We start from the raw sequence: 19,657 nt of genomic DNA on the forward strand, positions 1-19,657 counted from the left end.
CATCGCGGCTTGCGCCGCTCTTACAGAATGAACCTCACCGACACCATCTTCGTCGCCGGCCATCGCGGCATGGTCGGCTCGGCTATCGTGCGCCGGCTACAGGCGCTTGGCTACGCCAACATCCTCACCGCCGGCCGCGACGCGCTCGACCTCACCAACCAACACGCGGTCAATGCCTTCTTCGCCGCCCATCGCATCGACCAGGTCTATCTGGCCGCGGCCAAGGTCGGCGGCATCCATGCCAACAACACCTACCCGGCCGAGTTCATCCACCAGAACCTGATGATCGAGGCCAACATCATCCACGCCGCTCACACTCACGACGTGCACAGGCTGATGTTTCTCGGCTCTTCGTGCATCTACCCCAAGCTCGCCCAGCAGCCGATGAAGGAAGAGGCGCTGCTCACTGGCCTGCTCGAACCGACCAACGAGCCCTACGCGATCGCCAAGATCGCCGGCATCAAGCTGTGCGAGAGCTACAACCGCCAGTACGGGCGCGACTACCGCAGCGCCATGCCTACCAACCTCTACGGCCCGGGCGACAACTTCCACCCCGAGAACAGCCACGTCATCCCCGCGCTGATGCGGCGCATCCACGAAGCCAAGCTGGCCAACGCGCCCGAGGTAGTGATCTGGGGCAGCGGCACACCGATGCGGGAGTTTCTGCATGTGGACGACCTGGCCGAAGCCGTGGTGCATCTGCAGAACATCTCGCAGGAGCGCTACGCGAGCGAGACCGAGCCGATGCGCTCGCACATCAATGTGGGCACGGGAACGGACGTAACCATTCGGGAACTGGCCGAGACGCTCGTAGAGGTGATCGGTTACGAGGGCAGGCTGGTGTTCGACACCACCAAGCCGGATGGGACGCCGCGCAAGCTGATGGATGTCGGCCGGCTGGCGAGACTGGGGTGGCAGGCGCGCACCTCTTTGAAGCGCGGCCTCAACGAAACCTACACGTGGTTCCTGGCTCATCTCGGCGCCGCCAGGGTCTGAGGAGCGAATCTATTACATTTGTCCAATTCCTTCGCAACGGACTCGGGTGACATAATCCGGGCTTTCCCGTCCGTCACGCCCGTGCAGATCTCTCCACCGACCGCTTGGCAGGCTCACGCCGTCAAGCTGCTCGCAGCGCTGTTCATTCTCAGCCTGCCCTTCAAGCTCGCTACGGTACACATCGCAGCGGTGCTGCTTGCTGCAAGCTTGATCAGCGCCAAGCAAAGCGAACTGCGCGCAGCGCCGGCACGGCTCTATCTGGGGACGACGCTGCCCTGGCTCATACCAGTCCTTGTCGCCACCGCTTGGCATTACTTCGCCCCCCTCACAGTAGAGCCCAGTTTCGCTGAGGCTGTGAAAGCCGTGGCGCGTATCCTGCTGCTCGGATTGGCTTGGGCTGTAATGCTGGAGCGTGGCTGGCTCAGCGTACGGTTCGCAGTAACGCTCAGCATGATCACCGTGGCGGCAGTGATCCTGTCCGGCTACTACGACCTGTACAACCACTGGTCGGCCGGCACTGCACCGAATTGGAATCATCGCATCTCGGGCGCCGTATACCACCCTAACGCACTCGGCCTGTTCATGGCTCTCGGCATCGTACTGTCTGCTGCACTCTTGCGTGCGAGACACGCCAGCCCCTGGCCCTGGCTGCTGATCATCCTTGCCCTACCCATACTCTGGGCCACAGGCTCAAGAGGAAGCCTCATCGGCACGCTTGCGGGCCTCCTCTGCCTGGTTGCTTACACCAACGTCCGACATCTCGCGCTACTGGTCTCCATTGCCGCATCAGTCTGGGCTGCAGAGGCCCTCGAGATCATCGACTTCCAGCGAGCAGGGAGCGACGTTACGCGCCGCGCCCTGCTCGAGCTTGCCATTGCAAAGTGGCGCGAGGCGCCCTGGTTCGGCTGGGGTGTGGGCACCTTCCCGTTCCTGGAGGGCAATCGCTGGAGGACCGGAACCCACAATGTACTGCTAGACATGGGAGTAAGCGTCGGCGTGTTTGCCGTACTGGGCTGGCTGTACAGCACATTGCGCCTGCTTTGGGGGCTGATCACGAGGCGCGATGAAGCAGTTCGCGGTCCGCTGGCGATGCTCGTGACGCTCCTCGCGGCGGGGATGGTCGACTACACCCTTCTCACATCCTCCCTTTACCAAGGCTTGTGGGTTCTGATCGCAGTCCATGCCTGTTGGGCAATCAGCCCTTTCACTAGTACAGCCAGGGCCATGCCGGCCAACCCTTTGCCGGCGGGGTCGCCTGAGCCTCAAAAACTCCAATGACATGATTTTGGAGTACTACTTTCGTTGAATTCATAATCGCGGCAATGGGGTGAGATAATCCCAGTTTCCGCATTCTCCGAGCACCATGCAAATCCCCCAGCCTTCCCAACAGCCATACGACGACGACGAGATCGACCTGCGCCAACTTGTAAAAACGCTCTGGCGACAGAAGAACCTCATCGTCGGCACCGGCGTCCTCGGAGCGATCCTCGGCGTGGGCGCGAGCCTCATCTCGACCAAGTACGTCACTGATGGGCTGTTCATGACCCCCGGCGTATCGGCAGCCAACTACAAGCGCTTCGAGGTGGTGTTTTCCAACGGACCGCGCTTGCAGCAGTATCTGCGCAGCACCAATCAGGTAAGTACCCCCTACGGGGCCATGCTGTACGAGCTCGCCGACAATCAGGATGCACTACGTGACACGCTCAAGCCGGAATTCGCCTTCACCGACAAGGACCAGAAGACGTTTGGCGTCAAGGTTACCGAGAACGACGAACCCGGGGCCATGATCGGCGTCCGTATCCAGTTCAAGCACAAGGAGCCAACCAACGGTCCCCCTGTCGCCCTGCTGGCCGAGTATGTGCGAGACACCCTCATAAGAGTTAATTTCGAGGGCACGATGCTCGCCCGCTGTGCCGACTTTCGCACACGCGAGCAGGAGTTGAGGAACGCCCAACTCACCAACGACTTCGCCATCACCCAGGAAGAACGCCGAGTCGCAACCCTGCGCGACATCATCGCCCGCAACCCCGAGGCGGCAGTGAGCGACAACCGCCAGATCGTCTCGCTGGAGAAGGGCAGCGAGCGCTTCCTCTCTCCAGCCGCGCAGCTTGTCGCAGCCGAGATCCAGATCGCCGACATGAAGCTGGCCGAAGTACGTCGTGAGCGGGAACGCGTTGCCAGTGCGCTCAAGCGCGACTATTACTGCCAAGCACAGCAGGCCCTTCAGCAACCCACTACGGGGCCCGCTTTCCTTGAGGGCCTCGCAAACATCCAGACCGCAATTTTCCAGGACCAGGACAAGTCGGTCGACATCGTCGAACAGACCTGGAACGAACTCGACGTAGAGCGAGCGAACTGGACCAACACCTACCTGCGCGCGATGCGCTTTGTCGCCTCGCCTGACGGCACGGAGATCAAGGAGCGCAAACCGGGTATGGCGCTTGGCCTGGTGCTGGGCGGACTGCTGGGCGGCATGCTGGGGATCTTCGGCGCACTGGTGAGGGCGTGGTGGAAGAGGGACGACACCGGCAGCAACGGAAGCGATTGATGCAGAACAGGCGCGGAGCCTGACCTCACAGGTCGCATGAACATAACGAAAGGATCAGGGACCGCCCTACCCCCATCGCTTGCACGAAACCAATCACAAGCTCCGGTAACCGAGGAGGGATGTAAGGAACCTACTTCCGGGAATGCCGGAACCTTCCGCGGGCAGATCGCAATCGCTGGCGCTCAAAACCAGCTTGGAGCTGATTAGGTCAGCGACCAGCCACTACCACGACGCCGTAACAGAACAACCGTCCCTATAAACGCATAGTGCCCTCCCCTAGCAAGCGCCTCGTGAACCTCTCATTGCGTGCAGCCACGCTAGTGAGCAAGTTCGCGCTCATTTTCGTACTGGCGAAGCTCCTTGAGCCTGCCGAAGTAGCTCTTTATGGCCTGCTCTCGGCCACGGTGTTCTACGTTCTGATGGCGCTCGGCTTCGACTTCTACACCTACGCTACCCGCGAGCTCATCGTAACCGACCGCCGCGAATGGGCGGGTATGTTGCGCGATCAGGGCGTGTTCTACGGCATCACCTACACGGCCCTGTTGCCGCTGTGCCTGCTGCTGTTCTGGCTTGGGTTCCTGCCCTGGAATCTTGCGATCTGGTTTTTCCCGCTGCTGGCGCTGGAGCACCTCGCGCAGGAACTCAACCGCCTGCTGGTCGCGATCTCCGAGCCGCTCTGGGCCAGCGTCGTAATGTTCGTGCGCTCCGGCGCCTGGGCCGTCGCGGCAGCGCTCTGGATGTGGCTGGATCCTGTACAGCGGTCGCTGGAATTCGTGCTCGGGGCGTGGGCGCTGGGCGTGTTTGCCGCCTGTCTGCTGGGTGCGTCTCGTCTGCGCAGTCTCGATGCGGGCTCGCTGCGACGCAAGGTGGACTGGCGGTGGATTCGCCGGGGCATCCGCATCGCCTTCCCTTTCGTGCTGGCCACCCTGTCGCTGCGTGCCTTGTACACCGTGGACCGCTACTGGCTCGAAGCCTTGGGCGGGCTCGAGGTGCTGGCCGCCTACGTGCTGTTCGTCGGTATCGCCAATGCGATCATGAGCTTCCTCGACGCGGCGGTCTTCACCTTCGCCTACCCGGCGCTGATCGCCGCCGCGGGAAAAGACGACCGCACAGATTTCGACCACAGGATGAGCCGGCTCACCCGCCACACGGTGGGCGTCACGGCAGGCTTGTCCATCGCGGCGCTCGTATGCGCCGGCCCGGTCATCGACTGGCTCGACCGCCCCAGCTACGCCGAGCACTTTTCCCTGCTCTACTGGACTGTCCTCGCCGCTGCACTCTTTGGCCTCAGCATGATTCCCCACTATGGACTCTACGCTCGGCGCAAGGACCGGCCCATCATCTTCAGCCATCTGGCCTCGTTGCCGCTATTCCTTGTCACGGCGCTCGCACTCATTCCGCTGCTCGGTCATGCAGCCGTCCCAGCGGCCATGGCGGCAGCCTTCTTGTTCCTGCTGTTTGTCAAGCTCGCAGCCTTCAAGCGCTGCGGCCCACTCGTCGCAAGCAACTGACTTCCACCTTCAACAGCTCATAGTCTTACGGACACTTTCCCATGCTCACCAACCAGACCATCCTCGTTACCGGCGGCACCGGCTCCTTCGGCCACACCTTCGTCCCGATGACGCTAGCCAAGTACAACCCCAAGAAAATCATCATCTTCTCGCGCGACGAGATGAAGCAGTGGGAGATGGCCAAGCTGTTCCAGGGCGACTCGCGCGTGCGCTTCTTCATCGGTGACGTGCGCGACAAGGATCGCCTCTACCGCGCGCTTGACGGCGTCGACTACGTCGTACACGCCGCCGCCACCAAGATCGTGCCCACCGCTGAGTACAACCCATTCGAGTGCGTAAAAACCAACATCAACGGCGCGATGAACCTCATCGATGCCTGCATCGACAAGGGTGTCAAGCGCGTGGTGGCTCTGTCCACAGACAAGGCCAGCAGCCCGGTCAACCTTTACGGTGCCACCAAGCTCGCCTCTGACAAGCTCTTTGTCGCCGGCAATTCCTACTCTGGTGGCCACGACACCCGCTTTGCTGTCGTACGCTACGGCAACGTAATGGGCTCGCGCGGCTCGGTCATCCCCTTCTTCATGTCGATCAAGGACAAGGGCGTGCTACCGATAACCGACGCGCGAATGACGCGTTTCATGATCTCGCTTGAGCAGGGCGTTGAGCTCGTCTGGCACGCCTTCGACGACATGGAAGGCGGCGAGATCTACGTCAAGAAGATCCCCTCGATGAAAGTCACCGATCTCGCCAAGGTGGTCGCACCCGAAGCGCGCCAAGAGATCGTCGGCATTCGCCCCGGCGAGAAGCTCCACGAGCAGATGATCGGGGTCGAAGATGCCTTCTACACCTACGAGTATCCCGAGCACTTCAAGATCCTGCCCGCCATCAACGGCTGGGATATCTGCGAGAAGCGCATCAAGGACGGCAAGCGCGTTTCCGAGGGCTTCAGCTACACCAGCGACAACAACAACGAGTGGATGGAACCAGCCGAACTACAAGCCTGGATTGACGCTAACAGAGCCAAGATCGGGAGTATCTGAACATGATCCCTTACGGTCGCCAGGAGGTCACTCAGACCGATATCGACGCCATCGTTGCCGTATTGCGCTCAGACTTTCTCACCCAAGGCCCGCAAGTCCCCCTGTTCGAACAAACGGTCGCAAACCACGTCGGCGCCCGTCACGCCCTGGCGGTCAACAGCGCCACCTCAGCCTTGCACATCGCCTGCTTGGCGCTGGGCCTTGGTCCAGGCGACTGGCTGTGGACCACGCCGAACACCTTCGTCGCCTCGGCCAACTGCGGCCTGTATTGCGGCGCACAGGTCGATTTCGTTGATATCGACCCGCGCACCTACAACCTCTGCCCGCAGGCACTGGAACGCAAGCTCGTCGCCGCGCAGGCAGCCGGCCGCCTACCCAAGGTCGTCGTCGCGGTGCACCTGTGCGGCCAACCCTGCGACATGGCTGCCATCCATGCGCTCGGCCAGCGCTACGGCTTCAAGATTATCGAAGACGCCTCACACGCCATCGGCGGCAAGTACAAGGGCGAATTCATCGGCAACGGCCGCTACAGCGAGATCACGGTGTTCAGCTTCCATCCGGTCAAGATCATCACCACCGCCGAAGGCGGCATGGCGCTGACCAACGACGCCGAACTCGCCAACAAGATGGCCCTGCTGCGCAGCCACGGCATCACCCGCGATGCGGCACAGATGACGCACGCCCCCGACGGCCCCTGGTACTACCAGCAGGTCGATCTCGGCTTCAACTACCGCATGACCGAGCTGCAAGCCGCGCTCGGCGTCAGCCAGATGGCACGCCTCGACGATTACGTCGCACGCCGCCACGCGCTGGCCGCGCGCTACGACACGCTGCTCGCAGACCTGCCGATTACCCGCCCCTGGCAGCATCCGGACAGCTACTCCGGCCTGCACCTCTACGTCATCCGCCTGCAGCTCGAGCGGATCAGCAAGACGCACCGCCAAGTGTTCGACTCGCTACGTGAACAAGGCATCGGAGTGAACCTGCACTACATCCCGGTTCACACGCAGCCCTACTACCAGCAGATGGGTTTCAAGGCGGGCGACTTCCCCGAAGCCGAGCGCTACTACGCCGAGGCGATCAGCCTGCCGATGTTCCAGACGATGACCGAAGCGCAGCAAGACAAGGTGACGGAGGCCCTTCGCGCCGCGCTTGCATCATGAAACTCGCCATCATTCCCGCCCGCGGCGGCAGCAAGCGCATCCCGCGCAAGAACATCAAGCCCTTCTGCGGCAAGCCCATGATCGCGTGGTCGATCGAGGCTGCGCGCCTGTCCGGCTGCTTCGACCGCATCATCGTCTCGACCGATGATGCCGAGATCGCCGACGTCGCCCGCGCTCACGGCGCCGAAGTGCCCTTCATGCGCCCGCCCGAGCTGTCGGACGACCACACCGGCACCATCCCGGTCATCGCCCACGCCATCGACTGGATGAACCGCAACGCCGGCCCGGTAGACTTCGCCTGCTGTCTCTACGCCACCGCGCCCTTCGTTCAGGCCGAAGACCTGCGGCGCGGGCTCGACGTGCTGCGGCACAGCGGTGCGGATTACGCCTTCTCCGTCACCAGCTACGCCTTCCCGATCCAGCGCGCTATCCGCATCACCGCGGATCAACGGGTGGAGATGTTCAATCCCGAACACTTCACCACCCGCTCGCAGGATCTTGAAGAAGCCTTCCACGACGCCGGCCAGTTCTACTGGGGCCGCGCCGCCGCCTGGCTGGCCGGAAAGCCGTTGTTCTCGCACGATGCCGCCCCCGTGATGCTGCCGCGCCACCGAGTGCAGGACATCGACACCGCCGAAGACTGGGAACGCGCGGAATGGCTGTTCAAGGCCATGCAATCGCAAACGGGGCAGGCTTGAACATGAAAGTCGCTTTCCGCGCCGACGCCTCGCTGCAAATCGGCACCGGCCACGTCATGCGCTGCCTGACGCTGGCCGACGCGCTCGCGGCGCACGGCGCGGACTGCCAGTTCATCTGCCGTGCGCACGAAGGCAACCTGATCGAGTTCATTCGCGGCAAGGGCTACGTCACCCACGCATTGCCCATCGTCCTCAAGGCAAGCACCAGCTCGACCGGACCCGGCCAGGAAGCATCCCCCGCCGACCTCGCCCACAGCCACTGGCTCGGCGCCACGCAAGCGCAGGACGCCGAGGCCTGTGCCCCCATCCTGGTGGCCCACCGCCCCGACTGGCTGATTGCCGACCACTACGCGCTCGACGCCCGCTGGGAGCGCGCCCTCGCACCGCACTACCGCAAGCTGATGGTGATCGACGACCTCGCCGACCGGCCCCACGCCTGCGACCTGCTCCTCGACCAGACCTTCGGCCGCGACGCGGCGGACTATCGCCCTCTGGTGCCGGCCGACTGCCGCCTGCTGTGCGGCTCGCAATACGCCCTGCTGCGCCCCGAGTTCGCCGCCCTGCGGCCCTACAGCCTGCAACGCCGCGCCCGGCCGGCCCTGCACGAGTTGCTGATTACCATGGGCGGAGTCGACAAGGACAACGCCACCGGACAGGTGCTGCAAGCGCTGCGCACCTGCCCCTTGCCTGCAGACTGCCGGATCACCGTGGTCATGGGCGCGACGGCGCCTTGGCTGGAAGAGGTCCGCACGCAGGCGCAGGACATGCCCCGGCCGACCCGCGTGCTGGTCGGCGTAAACGACATGGCGCAACTGATGGCCGATAGCGATCTAGCGATCGGGGCGGCGGGCAGCACCTCATGGGAACTTTGCTGCCTCGGCGTTCCAAACCTTCTCGTCTGTACAGCAGCCAACCAGCGCACAGTTATCGGCGCACTCGCTTCGGTCAACGCAACGGCAAAACTCGATCGGGCCGAATTGAGCCGGCCAGACGGCATTCCGTTCTGTGTGCAATACACAGTGTTAACCAAGAACCTTGGAGCGTACGCAGCGGACGCGGCGCGGATCACCGACGGCAGCGGCGCGTCTCGCGTATGCGCAGAATTAGCATGAATTCCATGAACCTTCCTGACAAGACCACACCACCAACGGTCATCCTCTCTGGCCCAACTCGCGGTCTGGGCCGTGCGCTTTTCGATCGACTCGTATCCCAGGGATACCACACGGTGGGTTTGGGGCGCGACCTGGGGCGGATCGCAGCCGTAGCGAGTAGCGCGCCTGAGCAAGTTCAACTTGTCGAGGTTGATCTGGGCGCTGATTCTGACGTCTTGACGACCGCATTGGCCGCAGTGCACCGGATCTTGAGCACCAACTCAAGCGGACCTCTAGCGTTCATCAGCAACGCATCAATCATCGAGCCCATCGGACGAGCTACCGAGCTCACGTGCTCCGGCCTCGACCGTGCCATGCGGATCAATTGCTTAGCTCCCCTGATAGTTGCCAACTCCCTCACGAAGACCGCGCAAGCGCAGGGGCGCCCCCTGCTTGTTCTGGATGTAAGCAGCGGAGCTGCCTGCCGGCCAATTCGCGGCTGGCAGGCCTACTGCACCAGCAAGGCGGCGTACAAAATGGGGCTCGATGTACTGGCGGCTGAGAACTCACATCTCCAGGTTATCCACTTCGACCCTGGCGTAATGGATACATCCATGCAAGAGCTAATCCGAGCGCAGCAAGCGGCGGATATGCCTGAGGTCGAAGTCTTTCGTGCCTACCGAGAGGAAGGGAAGCTGAAAGCACCGCTTGCGGTCGCTACTGAGCTAATTCAGGTTATAGAGAAACATATGTCATGAAAGTAGCCATTCTCTCGGACATCCATGCCAACATTTATGCATTGGAAGCTGCACTGGCCGATTGCGAAAAGGAGGCAATTAAGCATTTCATCGTTGCGGGTGATTTGGTGGGTTATTACTACTGGCCTCAACCAGTAGTACAGCGTCTGATGCATGACGTCCGTGTAACCTGCATCAGAGGCAACCACGAGGACATCCTGGCAGAAACGCTTGATAGCACGAACGCTGCTGACCTCTACCGCCAGAAATATGGTTCGGGCTACGACGTCTGCCGCGAGTCACTATGCGACGACGAGCTTCAGTGGCTGCTTCATCTACCCACCAAAGCAGAGATTATCCTCGGGGGCGCTCATTTCTCCGTGCACCACGGCAGCCCTGAAGCAACGGACGAGTACATCTACCCTGACGCCACAGCGGAAGTTCTCGCACGGTGTCACGATAGCCGAGACTTCACCGTTCTGGGCCATACGCACTACCCGTTCGTGCACTATCTGGAAGGACGCATCTTGTTGAACCCAGGCTCCGTTGGGCAGCCGCGTGACTTCGGCGGACAGGCCTGTTATGCCGTAGTCGACCTCGCCAATCGTGCATTGCGCTTCAAGCGCATTCCCTACGATGTCAGCCCCGTGGTCGCCGCCGCCCAGGCACGCGATCCCGCACTTGGCTACCTACATAAGATCATGACCAGGAGAGCACTTTGAATGTCCTCATCAGCGGTATTGCCGGAGACATTGGCTTCGGCGCTGGTCGCATCCTGCGAGACTGGGGGTGGTCCGGCCGGTTGTGCGGCATCGACATCCAATCCGAGCACCCCGGTGAGTTTTTTTTTGATCAGCACGCCGTGGCACCTCGCGCAGCCGACGCAAACTATTTGAGCTGGCTCGCGCTTCATATCGAACGCCACCACATTGGCCTGTTCATTCCTACCAGCGAAGCCGAGATTGCTGTCCTCAGCGAGCACGGTTTGCGGGAGATAGCGGGAGCGCGCATCCTCATCGCCAACCAGCAAGCCACCACCGTCTCGTTGGACAAGCAGGCCTGCATGTCCTTTTTGGGACAACGAGGACTACGTGTCCCGAAGAACGGCATTGTTGGCGCCACGTCGCCACTTAGCTACCCGGTGATTGTCAAGCCACGCGCGGGTCAAGGCAGCAAGCAAGTTCAAAAGATCGATGATGCGCAGACGTTCGGCGAGCGGGCCCTAGCCGGACAGGTCTGGCAGGAATATCTAGCCCCTGACGACCAAGAGTACACCTGCCCCGTTTACCATTCCGTCGCTCGAGGCACGCACATCCTTGTGCTCCGACGCACGCTATCCGGTGGACTTACTGGGCGCGGCGAGGTGGTTAACGAACCCCACATAGAACATTACGTTGCTGAAATTGCGCGAGTTCTCGAACTAGATGGCGCCATCAACGTACAGCTCCGACTGACTGCGGACGGCCCCTGCCTTTTCGAGATCAATCCGCGCCTCTCGAGCACGCTAGTGTTCCGCGACAAGATGGGTTTCTGCGATCTGCGCTGGTGGATCCAGGACACGGTCGGCCTCGAGCATACCCCGCCGCTACCTCCCTATCGTCCGCCGTCACCGGGCACCCGATTTTTCCGCGGCGCCCAGGAATACATCACCTGCACCCCGTTGTAATGGAGAAGGAACATCCATGAGCATTCCAGCCATACATATCGCAGGACGCCGCATCGCCTCCGATACGCCGCCCTACGTCATCGCCGAACTCTCCGCCAACCACAATGGGAGGCTAGACACCGCGATGAAGATCATCGAGGAAGCAAGGAAAGCCGGCGCCGATGCGGTCAAGCTCCAGACCTACACCGCCGACACGATCACCCTAAACAGCGATGCCGAGGAGTTTCTGATCCACGGCGGCCTGTGGGACGGCAAGACGCTCTACGAGCTTTACCAAGAAGCACACCTGCCCTGGGAGTGGCACAAACCGCTGTTCGAGCACGCCCGCAAGCTCGGCATCACCATCTTCAGCTCGCCCTTCGACAACACCGCCGTCGACCTGCTCGAGGACCTCAACGCCCCGGCCTACAAGATCGCGTCCTTCGAGGCGGTCGACCTACCCCTGATCAAATACGTCGCTAGCACCGGCAAGCCGATGATCATCTCCACCGGCATGGCCGACGCCGAGGAGATCCAGGAGGCCATCGACGCCGCGCGCGAAGGCGGCTGCAAGGAGCTCGCCATCCTCCACTGCGTCAGCGGCTACCCCGCCCCGGCAGAGGACTACAACCTGCGCACCATCCCCGACATGATCGAGCGCTTCGGCCTGGTCACTGGCCTTTCGGACCATACCCTCGATAACACCACCGCGATCGCCAGCGTCGCCATGGGCGCCTCGATCATAGAGAAGCACTTCACCCTGGACCGGAGCGGCGGCGGGCCGGATGACAGCTTCTCGCTCGAGCCGGCGGAACTCGCGGCACTGTGTCGCGACAGCAAGACGGCGTGGGCGGCGCTGGGAAAGGTCGATTACGGGCGCAAGTCGAGCGAACAGGGGAACGTGAAGTTCAGGCGGTCGCTCTATTTCGTGAAGGATTTGAAGGCGGGGGATGTGATTACGGCCGATGCTTTGAGGAGCGTGAGACCGGGGTTTGGGGTGGCGCCGAAGTATTTGGAATCCATTATTGGCAAGCGAATACAAATCGACGTTAATGCCAACCACGCAGTCTGCATGGAGCAGATTAGTGGATAACCACTCGACTGCGTTACCGTCCAAGCACCTAATGAGCCGCCTATCGTTAGAGGCCCCAGAAAGCCTATACGACTATATTGAACAGAGAGAGGTGGGAGAGCCTGGCTTTCGCGCCTCTGTCGCATCCATGTATAAACGCAACGCACGATGGTCAAACCCACTGACCCGCATTGCCGTAACCGCGACAGCGCACCTACTCTCGCCTAGAGCTAGCTCAGTAAAGTATTTCTTCTGGGGAACAAAGTTCCGAGAGTTAATCCTCGGGCTTAACAAGAAAGAAGTTTGCATAATTGGAGGCCCGAAACAAGCATTATTTTGCCTACGCAACGGCATACCTTTTATTGCAAGCACGCAACTATGGAAAGAGCTTCACATCGGCATTCAGCATAATCACTATCGAACCCAAAAGATTACGAGCCTGATCAAGAAAGCCGAAATCCAGCTAGAAATGACTGCAGGCCATGATGCGATGCTAGTAGTCGACAATGACTCACTACCGATGCAGAGAGCCGTAATTTTATCCGCCCATTTAGCGGGATTGAAAACCGTCTGCATTCAGCACGGCATTTTTCAGAGCAAGTCACCCGGCCATATAATGGATGGATGGACTGCCGATCTATTTCTCGCGATCAACAGCCATCAGAGAGACATGCTAATCACGAAAGGATTGGCGCCCGATAAAATATATATAATGGGGTTTCACTCAAGCCCATATCAACCCAAACGCCCTACCGCCCCCCCAAAAGAAAGAAAGGTGTGCTTCCTTGGTCAGCCATGGACTAAATACGGCACAGATCGGGGTCAACGTTATTTTGAAATATTAAGAGCAGTCACTACAGCTTTAGAAAATAACAACATTAATCTCTTCTATAAACCGCACCCATGGGAACGGGGCTCGGCGCACCTTAAAGACATCCGCAACGTTATCGACACACCATTGAACGCGTCTATTGAAGAGTATGATGTTTTTATTTCCATAACATCAACAGCACTTCTTGAGGTCGCAACCGCAGGGCGCGTAGCAATTCAAGTTATCGACAGCATCTTCGATGCCGACGACCTTTCAGTGCACGCACCTATTACGCCCATTCCCTTTAACCACAATGCCGAATTTAATTCAGAATTCATAAATGCAATAAGCAAGCCAATCGACACAAAAATCCACACCCAATCTCCACTGAAAAACTTCATAAAAATCACAACAAAAATATGCGGACCTGCGTACGAATCTTGCGCACAATGATTTATGAAAACAAAAAGCGCCCGAGAAAACCCCCTTCTCATACTCAGCTACATATTTATAGCCTCATGCATTATATTGCCATCAGGATCAATATACTCAGTTAATGTTAAAACCATACTTTCGGCATCTCTTTTTTTGACTGCAGCACTACTGATAGCAAGAGAAAAGAGCAGTCTTTTTTTCGTATTGACCCCCATTGCGCTAGCGAATTTTCTCCTATTCTATTTCATTATAGCAATAACAAACTCAACACCGACAAAAGACTCTCTTTCTCAAACAGTAGCAATCCTCGCAACATTTTCTTCAATATACCTTCCTCTTTACTTTTTCAAAAGAACAGAAAACAAACAAATAGGAATTTTTGTTGCGATTACTTACTCGTTCGGGTTCGTTTGCGCATTGAAGGTAGTACTCGAAGTTTTAATGCTTTCCGGAATTGGCCTAGTCCAAGCAAAAGACTTCCTAGATGAAATTTTTGGCGTTTCTTTTATTGGTCTCGACGCGGGACTTTTTTACAGAATCCACTTTCCCTCCGACTATTTAGCTCCGGTCGTTCTCTACGCATTAATAAACGCCAAGCATTTCGACATAAGGATACAACCGCTACCCAAGGCGATGCTTTTATCTCTGACAATCATATCAATAATTCTATCTTACTCGCGCTTTTTGTGGGCTTACTCCATTATTACCGCCTTGATTGCAATTTTGACAGTATCGAACGTGCAGAAAAAATTTTTCGTCCTCGCATTCATAGCGACAGGAATTCTACTCTTCCTGCCTGCATTCGGAGAGAAGCTATACTCTTTTATCGCAACTCGATATGCAGGCGCTTATGCAGAGTCAAGTGACTTTACTCGTCATCAAATGCTCGACGCTCTCATCGACGGCATAGATGCGAAGCCCATCCTTGGTTGGGGACTTGGAAGTGGCGCGCCAGGCTACACAAATATCGAACAGATACCCTGGTACTTTGAAATTCAATGGCTAGGCCTCGCCCTCCAGTTCGGGCTCATTGGAATTCTATTAATACTAGCCATCTTAATCGTGTCTTTAGCGATAATGCTCAAAGGCAGAGTCACACCAACCAAGATGGGACTTGTTGGTGTATATCTGATATGGCTTTCCCTCGGATTTTTTAATGGATTTATGCTGACAAGCGTAGGCGGAGTCATTTTCTTAGCCTTTATATCTCTAAGCGCTTCACCAAACCCACGGCAGACTTATTGAATGATTCCATGAAAGTTAATACAATCGCATTTTATCTTCCTCAGTTCCACCCCATCGAAGAGAACAACGCGTGGTGGGGCGACGGCTTTACTGAGTGGACCAACGTCTCACAGGCTCGCCCTCGCTTCAAAGGTCATCATCAGCCGCAAATTCCGGCAGACCTTGGGTTTTACGATTTAAGACTTCACGAAACTCGAATTTCCCAAGCTGCTCTGGCAAGAAACTTTGGTATTTACGGATTCTGCTATTACCACTATTGGTTCAACGGACGGATGCTCCTCGACCGGCCGTTCAACGAAGTTCTAGCTAGCGGAGAGCCTGACTTCCCTTTTTGCCTCTGCTGGGCTAACGAGAATTGGACCCGCGCGTGGGATGGCTTGGATCGGCAAGTATTGATCAAACAGGACTACACAGAAGAAGATTCGGACAGCCACATTCAATGGCTGATTGAGGCATTCCGTGACGATCGCTATATAAAGATAGACGGGCGACCGTTGCTGCTGATCTACCGCCTCGACCACATCCCAGAAATAGGAAAAATGATCAACTCTTGGCGCAATGCTGTTCGTGAGGAGGGTTTTCCTGGACTGTACCTCTGTGCAGTAAAGAATGGATTCGTTGAGATCAGCGACGAGAACATTTTAAAAATTGGCTTTGATGCAATAGTCGACTTCCAGCCCGACCGCCGAGATTTCCCTGCGCCCCAGGGGCCGAAACAAGCCTTTTATCGTCTCGCTCGACGAATTCTTCCTGGCGACCTATACCAGCGAATCAAGTTATCCGCTTCGGCGAATAACATCGTTAACTATCGTTCCATGGTAGAAGGAATGATTCACAAAATATGGCCGACCAGCTATCGCAAATTCCCCTGCGTTTTTCCCTCTTGGGACAATAGTGCCAGGAGGAAATCCGCAACGATTATTCAGAACGACGACCCGGTCATGTATGGAAAATGGCTCAAGCATGCAATCGAAAGCGTTCGATCTTATCCGGATTCGGAAAAGTTTGTTTTTATCAATGCTTGGAACGAGTGGGCCGAAGGCTGCCACCTTGAACCGGACAGGAAGCACGGTCATGCCTTCCTAGAACAAACCCGAGACGTGCTCCGATCAACGTGCGCGACGGAGTAAGCGCTATGTCGGCACTTAAAGTCATGCTTGTAATTCCGACACGTAATGGGTTTGAGGAGCTTATGCGACTAATGAGATCACTTCCGACTCACAGTCGAGGCATTGACGTTTGTATCGTTGACTCCTCGTCGACAGACTCAACAGTGGATGTTGCTCAACGTCACGGTGCGCGTGTCCACCATATTGAGGTCTCCGAGTTCAACCACGGCGGAACACGCCAGATGATGGTCAATCAGCATCCAGATTACGACGTCTATGTGTTCATGACGCAGGATGCCTGTCTTGCTGATGAATATGCAATCGACCGTATCGTGGCGCCGTTCATAGATCCGGCGGTGGGTGCGGTATGTGGCCGCCAACTTCCGCACCTTAATGCAAAGCCGCTGGCGATGCATGCCCGTTTTTTTAACTACCCACCAACCTCGCGGGTCAAGTCTATGAATGACGCTCACGAACTCGGGATCAAGACCCCATTCATCTCAAACTCATTCGCGGCTTATAGGCGAAGTGCGCTAATTGAGGTCGGGGGCTTTCCAAAACACGTGGTGCTGGCTGAAGACATGTATGTCGCGGCAAAGATGTTGATCGAGGGCTGGAAGGTTGCTTATGCAGGAGATGCCGTATGCCGGCACTCCCACAACTACACGCTACTGGAGGAGTTTCGTCGGTACTTCGACCAAGGTGTGTTCCACGCACGCGAGCCCTGGATCCGTCAGCGCTTCGGTGGTGCTGGGGGCGAAGGGCTGCGGTATCTGAAGTCCGAACTAAATTTTCTCGGCTTATCTCTTTTGCATTTATGGCCCGAAGCACTGATTCGAAACGCACTCAAACTCATCGCGTACAAGCTTGGGCAAAAGGAAAGACTCCTTCCAATACGTTTGAAGAGAAGGCTGGCAATGCATAAGCGCTATTGGGACGGCCCGTTCGCGGAGGGTAAATGATGCGAATTCTCGTCACCGGCGGGGCTGGCTTCATCGGCTCGGCCGTGGTGCGGTACCTGATCGACAGCACGACACATCACGTCGCCAACCTCGACAAGCTGACTTATGCCGGCAATCTCGAATCGCTTACCTCGATCGCCAACTCGTCGCGCTACCGCTTTTACCAGGTCGATATCTGCAACGCTGGAGCCCTGGACAAGGTCTTCGCCGCATTCCGCCCTACTGCGGTGATGCACCTCGCCGCTGAGTCCCATGTGGACCGCTCCATCGACGGCCCGGCCGAGTTCATCCAGACCAACATGGTCGGCACCTACACGTTGCTCGAGGCCGCGCGGCGGTACTGGAATGGCCTCGCCGACGACGCGAGAGCCGCCTTCCGTTTCCACCATATCTCCACCGACGAGGTATATGGCGACCTGGAAGGTACGGACGATCTGTTCACCGAGAACACGCCCTACGCGCCAAGCTCGCCCTACTCCGCCTCCAAGGCCAGCTCCGATCACTTGGTCCGCGCCTGGCAGCGCACCTACGGCCTGCCGACGCTGGTGACCAACTGTTCGAACAACTACGGGCCTTACCACTTCCCCGAGAAGCTCATCCCGCACATGATCCTCAACGCCCTGGCGGGCAAGCCGCTGCCGGTGTATGGCGATGGATCGCAGATTCGGGATTGGCTTTATGTGGAGGACCACGCACGGGCGCTGGTCGAGGTGGTAACGCGGGGGAAGGTCGGGGAGACGTACAACATTGGCGGGCACAACGAGAAGCGGAATCTGGAGGTGGTGGAGACGATTTGCGACCTCTTGGATGAGACGGTGCCGCAGACCGACGGTGATCGCGGCTTGCGCCGCTCCTACCGGGAGCTGATTACGTTTGTGAAGGATCGGCCGGGGCATGATCGGCGGTATGCGATCGACGCATCGAAGATCGAGCGCGAGCTCGGGTGGGAGCCGCAAGAGACCTTCGAGAGCGGCATTCGCAAGACCGTTCGGTGGTATCTGGACAATCGTCAGTGGTGGGAGCGCGTCCTCGACGGCAGCTACCAGTTGGCCCGTCTGGGAGAGAAGGCATGAAAGGCATCATCCTCGCCGGCGGTTCCGGCACCCGGCTGCATCCGATCACCCGCGGCGTCTCCAAGCAGCTGCTGCCGATCTACGACAAGCCGATGATCTACTACCCGCTGTCGGTACTGATGCTGGCCGGCATCCGCGAGATCCTGGTGATCTCGACGCCCGATGACCTGCCCAACTTCCGCAAGCTGCTGGGCGACGGGTCGGAATTCGGCATCGCGCTGAGCTACACAGAGCAGCCCTCGCCGGATGGCCTGGCGCAGGCCTTCTTGATCGGCGAGGACTTTATCGGGGACAGCAGCGTGTGCCTGATCCTAGGCGACAACATCTTCTACGGCTACGGCTTCAGCGCCATGCTGCGCGAGGCCGCGTCTCGGGAGCATGGGGCGACCGTGTTCGGCTACCACGTCTCCGACCCCGAGCGTTTCGGTGTGGTGGCATTCGACGCGGCCGGCAAGGCGGTGTCGATCGAGGAGAAGCCCAAGGCGCCGAAGTCGAGCTATGCGGTGACTGGGCTGTACTTCTACGACAACTCGGTGGTCGAGATCGCCAAGCAGGTGAAGCCCTCGCCTCGGGGCGAGTTGGAGATTACCGACGTGAACAACGCCTACCTGCAGCGCGGCGACCTGCATGTAAGCCTGCTTGGGCGCGGCTTTGCGTGGCTCGACACCGGCAGGCACGATTCGCTGATGGAGGCGAGCCACTTCGTGCAGACCATCGAGGCCCGCCAGGGGCTTAAGGTGGCCTGCCTGGAGGAGATCGCCTACCACCAGGGCTGGCTGAGCCGCCAGCAGTTGTCGCAACAGGCGGATGTGCTGAGCAAGACGGGCTATGGGCAGTACTTGCAGCGACTGGTGACGCAGGAGGCGGCGAAATGAAGGTCATCGAGACAGCCCTGCCCGGAGTGTTGATCATCGAGCCGAAGGTGTTCGGCGACCATCGCGGCTTCTTCATGGAAACCTTCCAGGTGGATCGCTACCGCGAGGCGGGGATAACCTTGCCTTTCGTGCAGGACAATCACTCGCGCTCGCAGCGCGGTGTGCTGCGCGGGCTACATTTCCAGAAGACCCGCCCGCAGGGCAAGTTGGTGAGCGTGAGCCGGGGGGCGGTGTATGACGTGGCAGTGGACATCGACCCGGCTTCGGGCACCTACGGCAGGTTTGTCGGGGTGGAACTGAACGATGAGAACCACCGGCAACTGTGGATCCCGCCTGGCTACGCGCATGGGTTCTGCGTGGTGAGTGGTGTGGCGGATTTTCAGTACAAATGCACCGACTTCTATTTTCCGGAAGATGAGGGTGGGCTGATCTGGAACGACCCGGAGGTAGGGATTCCGTGGCCAATCGATGAGCCGCAGTTGTCGGCGAAGGACTTGAAGAATCCGAGGTTAAGGGAGCTAGCAGCGTGATGCAAAAGGCTGTGAACGATCCGAAAAGCTTCCTGTCATAGCCGTATCTCCAGACTCCTTGTCCTGCAACGATGCGCGGCCAACTCGACCCCCAGTCCTCGATGTTCCACTACTTC

At 58.6% G+C, this 19,657-nt stretch carries 19 protein-coding genes; all 19 read left to right on the top strand.

Going from position 1 to position 19,657, the window contains the following annotated elements; translation table 11 throughout:
- Positions 1 to 27: 27 nt before the first annotated feature.
- The 19 genes from fcl (at position 28) to rfbC (ending at position 19,541) form a co-directional block, all read left to right on the top strand.
- The gene (gene fcl, locus P7F68_RS14000; protein ID WP_277834021.1) at positions 28 to 996 is read left to right on the top strand and encodes a GDP-L-fucose synthase; all 969 of its coding nucleotides are present in this window, start codon (positions 28 to 30) and stop codon (positions 994 to 996) included.
- Between the two features lie 18 nt (positions 997 to 1,014).
- Entirely contained in the window at positions 1,015 to 2,274 is a 1,260-nt protein-coding gene (locus P7F68_RS14005) for an O-antigen ligase family protein (protein WP_277834023.1), read from the top strand.
- A gap of 85 nt (positions 2,275 to 2,359) precedes the next feature.
- Positions 2,360 to 3,544: a Wzz/FepE/Etk N-terminal domain-containing protein gene (locus P7F68_RS14010; RefSeq protein WP_277834025.1), complete on the top strand. Its 1,185-nt coding sequence runs from the start codon at positions 2,360 to 2,362 to the stop codon at positions 3,542 to 3,544.
- A gap of 290 nt (positions 3,545 to 3,834) precedes the next feature.
- The gene (locus P7F68_RS14015; protein WP_277834027.1) at positions 3,835 to 5,055 is read left to right on the top strand and encodes a lipopolysaccharide biosynthesis protein; all 1,221 of its coding nucleotides are present in this window, start codon (positions 3,835 to 3,837) and stop codon (positions 5,053 to 5,055) included.
- 41 nt (positions 5,056 to 5,096) lie between these two features.
- Positions 5,097 to 6,095, top strand: a complete 999-nt coding sequence (gene pseB, locus P7F68_RS14020) for a UDP-N-acetylglucosamine 4,6-dehydratase (inverting) (protein ID WP_277834029.1) — start codon at positions 5,097 to 5,099, stop codon at positions 6,093 to 6,095.
- Positions 6,096 to 6,097: 2 nt separating this feature from the next.
- Positions 6,098 to 7,258, top strand: a complete 1,161-nt coding sequence (pseC, locus tag P7F68_RS14025) for a UDP-4-amino-4,6-dideoxy-N-acetyl-beta-L-altrosamine transaminase (protein ID WP_277834030.1) — start codon at positions 6,098 to 6,100, stop codon at positions 7,256 to 7,258.
- Positions 7,255 to 7,956, top strand: coding sequence for a pseudaminic acid cytidylyltransferase (pseF, locus tag P7F68_RS14030; RefSeq protein ID WP_277834033.1), 702 nt, complete (start codon positions 7,255 to 7,257; stop codon positions 7,954 to 7,956). The genes pseC and pseF overlap by 4 nt, the downstream gene beginning before the upstream one ends.
- Positions 7,957 to 7,958: 2 nt before the next feature.
- The gene (gene pseG, locus P7F68_RS14035) at positions 7,959 to 9,068 is read left to right on the top strand and encodes a UDP-2,4-diacetamido-2,4,6-trideoxy-beta-L-altropyranose hydrolase (RefSeq protein WP_277834062.1); all 1,110 of its coding nucleotides are present in this window, start codon (positions 7,959 to 7,961) and stop codon (positions 9,066 to 9,068) included.
- Complete coding sequence (locus P7F68_RS14040; RefSeq protein WP_277834034.1) at positions 9,065 to 9,805, top strand: SDR family NAD(P)-dependent oxidoreductase; 741 nt, start codon at positions 9,065 to 9,067, stop codon at positions 9,803 to 9,805. The genes pseG and P7F68_RS14040 overlap by 4 nt, the downstream gene beginning before the upstream one ends.
- Complete coding sequence (locus P7F68_RS14045; protein ID WP_277834036.1) at positions 9,802 to 10,506, top strand: metallophosphoesterase family protein; 705 nt, start codon at positions 9,802 to 9,804, stop codon at positions 10,504 to 10,506. Before P7F68_RS14040 ends, P7F68_RS14045 begins: the two co-directional genes overlap by 4 nt.
- The gene (locus P7F68_RS14050; RefSeq protein WP_277834038.1) at positions 10,503 to 11,450 is read left to right on the top strand and encodes an ATP-grasp domain-containing protein; all 948 of its coding nucleotides are present in this window, start codon (positions 10,503 to 10,505) and stop codon (positions 11,448 to 11,450) included. The genes P7F68_RS14045 and P7F68_RS14050 overlap by 4 nt, the downstream gene beginning before the upstream one ends.
- 16 nt (positions 11,451 to 11,466) lie before the next feature.
- Positions 11,467 to 12,522: a pseudaminic acid synthase gene (gene pseI, locus P7F68_RS14055; protein WP_277834040.1), complete on the top strand. Its 1,056-nt coding sequence runs from the start codon at positions 11,467 to 11,469 to the stop codon at positions 12,520 to 12,522.
- The gene (locus P7F68_RS14060; protein ID WP_277834042.1) at positions 12,515 to 13,765 is read left to right on the top strand and encodes a hypothetical protein; all 1,251 of its coding nucleotides are present in this window, start codon (positions 12,515 to 12,517) and stop codon (positions 13,763 to 13,765) included. Before pseI ends, P7F68_RS14060 begins: the two co-directional genes overlap by 8 nt.
- A 3-nt stretch (positions 13,766 to 13,768) precedes the next feature.
- Positions 13,769 to 14,992, top strand: coding sequence for an O-antigen ligase family protein (locus tag P7F68_RS14065; RefSeq protein WP_277834044.1), 1,224 nt, complete (start codon positions 13,769 to 13,771; stop codon positions 14,990 to 14,992).
- A gap of 8 nt (positions 14,993 to 15,000) precedes the next feature.
- Positions 15,001 to 16,122: a glycoside hydrolase family 99-like domain-containing protein gene (locus P7F68_RS14070; protein ID WP_277834046.1), complete on the top strand. Its 1,122-nt coding sequence runs from the start codon at positions 15,001 to 15,003 to the stop codon at positions 16,120 to 16,122.
- Positions 16,123 to 16,145: 23 nt separating this feature from the next.
- Positions 16,146 to 17,063 (top strand): glycosyltransferase family 2 protein, encoded by a 918-nt coding sequence (locus tag P7F68_RS14075; protein WP_277834064.1) that lies wholly within the window; start codon positions 16,146 to 16,148, stop codon positions 17,061 to 17,063.
- Entirely contained in the window at positions 17,063 to 18,136 is a 1,074-nt protein-coding gene (gene rfbB / locus P7F68_RS14080) for a dTDP-glucose 4,6-dehydratase (RefSeq protein ID WP_338405591.1), read from the top strand. The genes P7F68_RS14075 and rfbB overlap by 1 nt, the downstream gene beginning before the upstream one ends.
- Positions 18,133 to 19,011, top strand: coding sequence for a glucose-1-phosphate thymidylyltransferase RfbA (gene rfbA / locus P7F68_RS14085; RefSeq protein WP_277834049.1), 879 nt, complete (start codon positions 18,133 to 18,135; stop codon positions 19,009 to 19,011). The genes rfbB and rfbA overlap by 4 nt, the downstream gene beginning before the upstream one ends.
- Positions 19,008 to 19,541 (top strand): dTDP-4-dehydrorhamnose 3,5-epimerase, encoded by a 534-nt coding sequence (gene rfbC / locus P7F68_RS14090; protein ID WP_277834051.1) that lies wholly within the window; start codon positions 19,008 to 19,010, stop codon positions 19,539 to 19,541. Before rfbA ends, rfbC begins: the two co-directional genes overlap by 4 nt.
- Positions 19,542 to 19,657: the final 116 nt, after the last annotated feature.

Source organism: Thauera mechernichensis (assembly GCF_029588855.1).
GTDB classification, from domain to species: Bacteria; Pseudomonadota; Gammaproteobacteria; order Burkholderiales; family Rhodocyclaceae; genus Thauera; species Thauera mechernichensis.

Coding starts and splice junctions, on each gene's coding strand:
- rfbA (WP_277834049.1), top strand. CDS start 18,133: ATGAAAGGCATCATCCTCGCCGGCGGTTCCGGCACCCGGCTGCATCCG.
- pseF (WP_277834033.1), top strand. CDS start 7,255: ATGAAACTCGCCATCATTCCCGCCCGCGGCGGCAGCAAGCGCATCCCG.
- rfbC (WP_277834051.1), top strand. CDS start 19,008: ATGAAGGTCATCGAGACAGCCCTGCCCGGAGTGTTGATCATCGAGCCG.
- P7F68_RS14040 (WP_277834034.1), top strand. CDS start 9,065: ATGAATTCCATGAACCTTCCTGACAAGACCACACCACCAACGGTCATC.
- P7F68_RS14010 (WP_277834025.1), top strand. CDS start 2,360: ATGCAAATCCCCCAGCCTTCCCAACAGCCATACGACGACGACGAGATC.
- pseG (WP_277834062.1), top strand. CDS start 7,959: ATGAAAGTCGCTTTCCGCGCCGACGCCTCGCTGCAAATCGGCACCGGC.
- pseI (WP_277834040.1), top strand. CDS start 11,467: ATGAGCATTCCAGCCATACATATCGCAGGACGCCGCATCGCCTCCGAT.
- rfbB (WP_338405591.1), top strand. CDS start 17,063: ATGCGAATTCTCGTCACCGGCGGGGCTGGCTTCATCGGCTCGGCCGTG.
- pseC (WP_277834030.1), top strand. CDS start 6,098: ATGATCCCTTACGGTCGCCAGGAGGTCACTCAGACCGATATCGACGCC.
- fcl (WP_277834021.1), top strand. CDS start 28: ATGAACCTCACCGACACCATCTTCGTCGCCGGCCATCGCGGCATGGTC.
- P7F68_RS14065 (WP_277834044.1), top strand. CDS start 13,769: ATGAAAACAAAAAGCGCCCGAGAAAACCCCCTTCTCATACTCAGCTAC.
- P7F68_RS14070 (WP_277834046.1), top strand. CDS start 15,001: ATGAAAGTTAATACAATCGCATTTTATCTTCCTCAGTTCCACCCCATC.
- P7F68_RS14075 (WP_277834064.1), top strand. CDS start 16,146: ATGCTTGTAATTCCGACACGTAATGGGTTTGAGGAGCTTATGCGACTA.
- pseB (WP_277834029.1), top strand. CDS start 5,097: ATGCTCACCAACCAGACCATCCTCGTTACCGGCGGCACCGGCTCCTTC.
- P7F68_RS14045 (WP_277834036.1), top strand. CDS start 9,802: ATGAAAGTAGCCATTCTCTCGGACATCCATGCCAACATTTATGCATTG.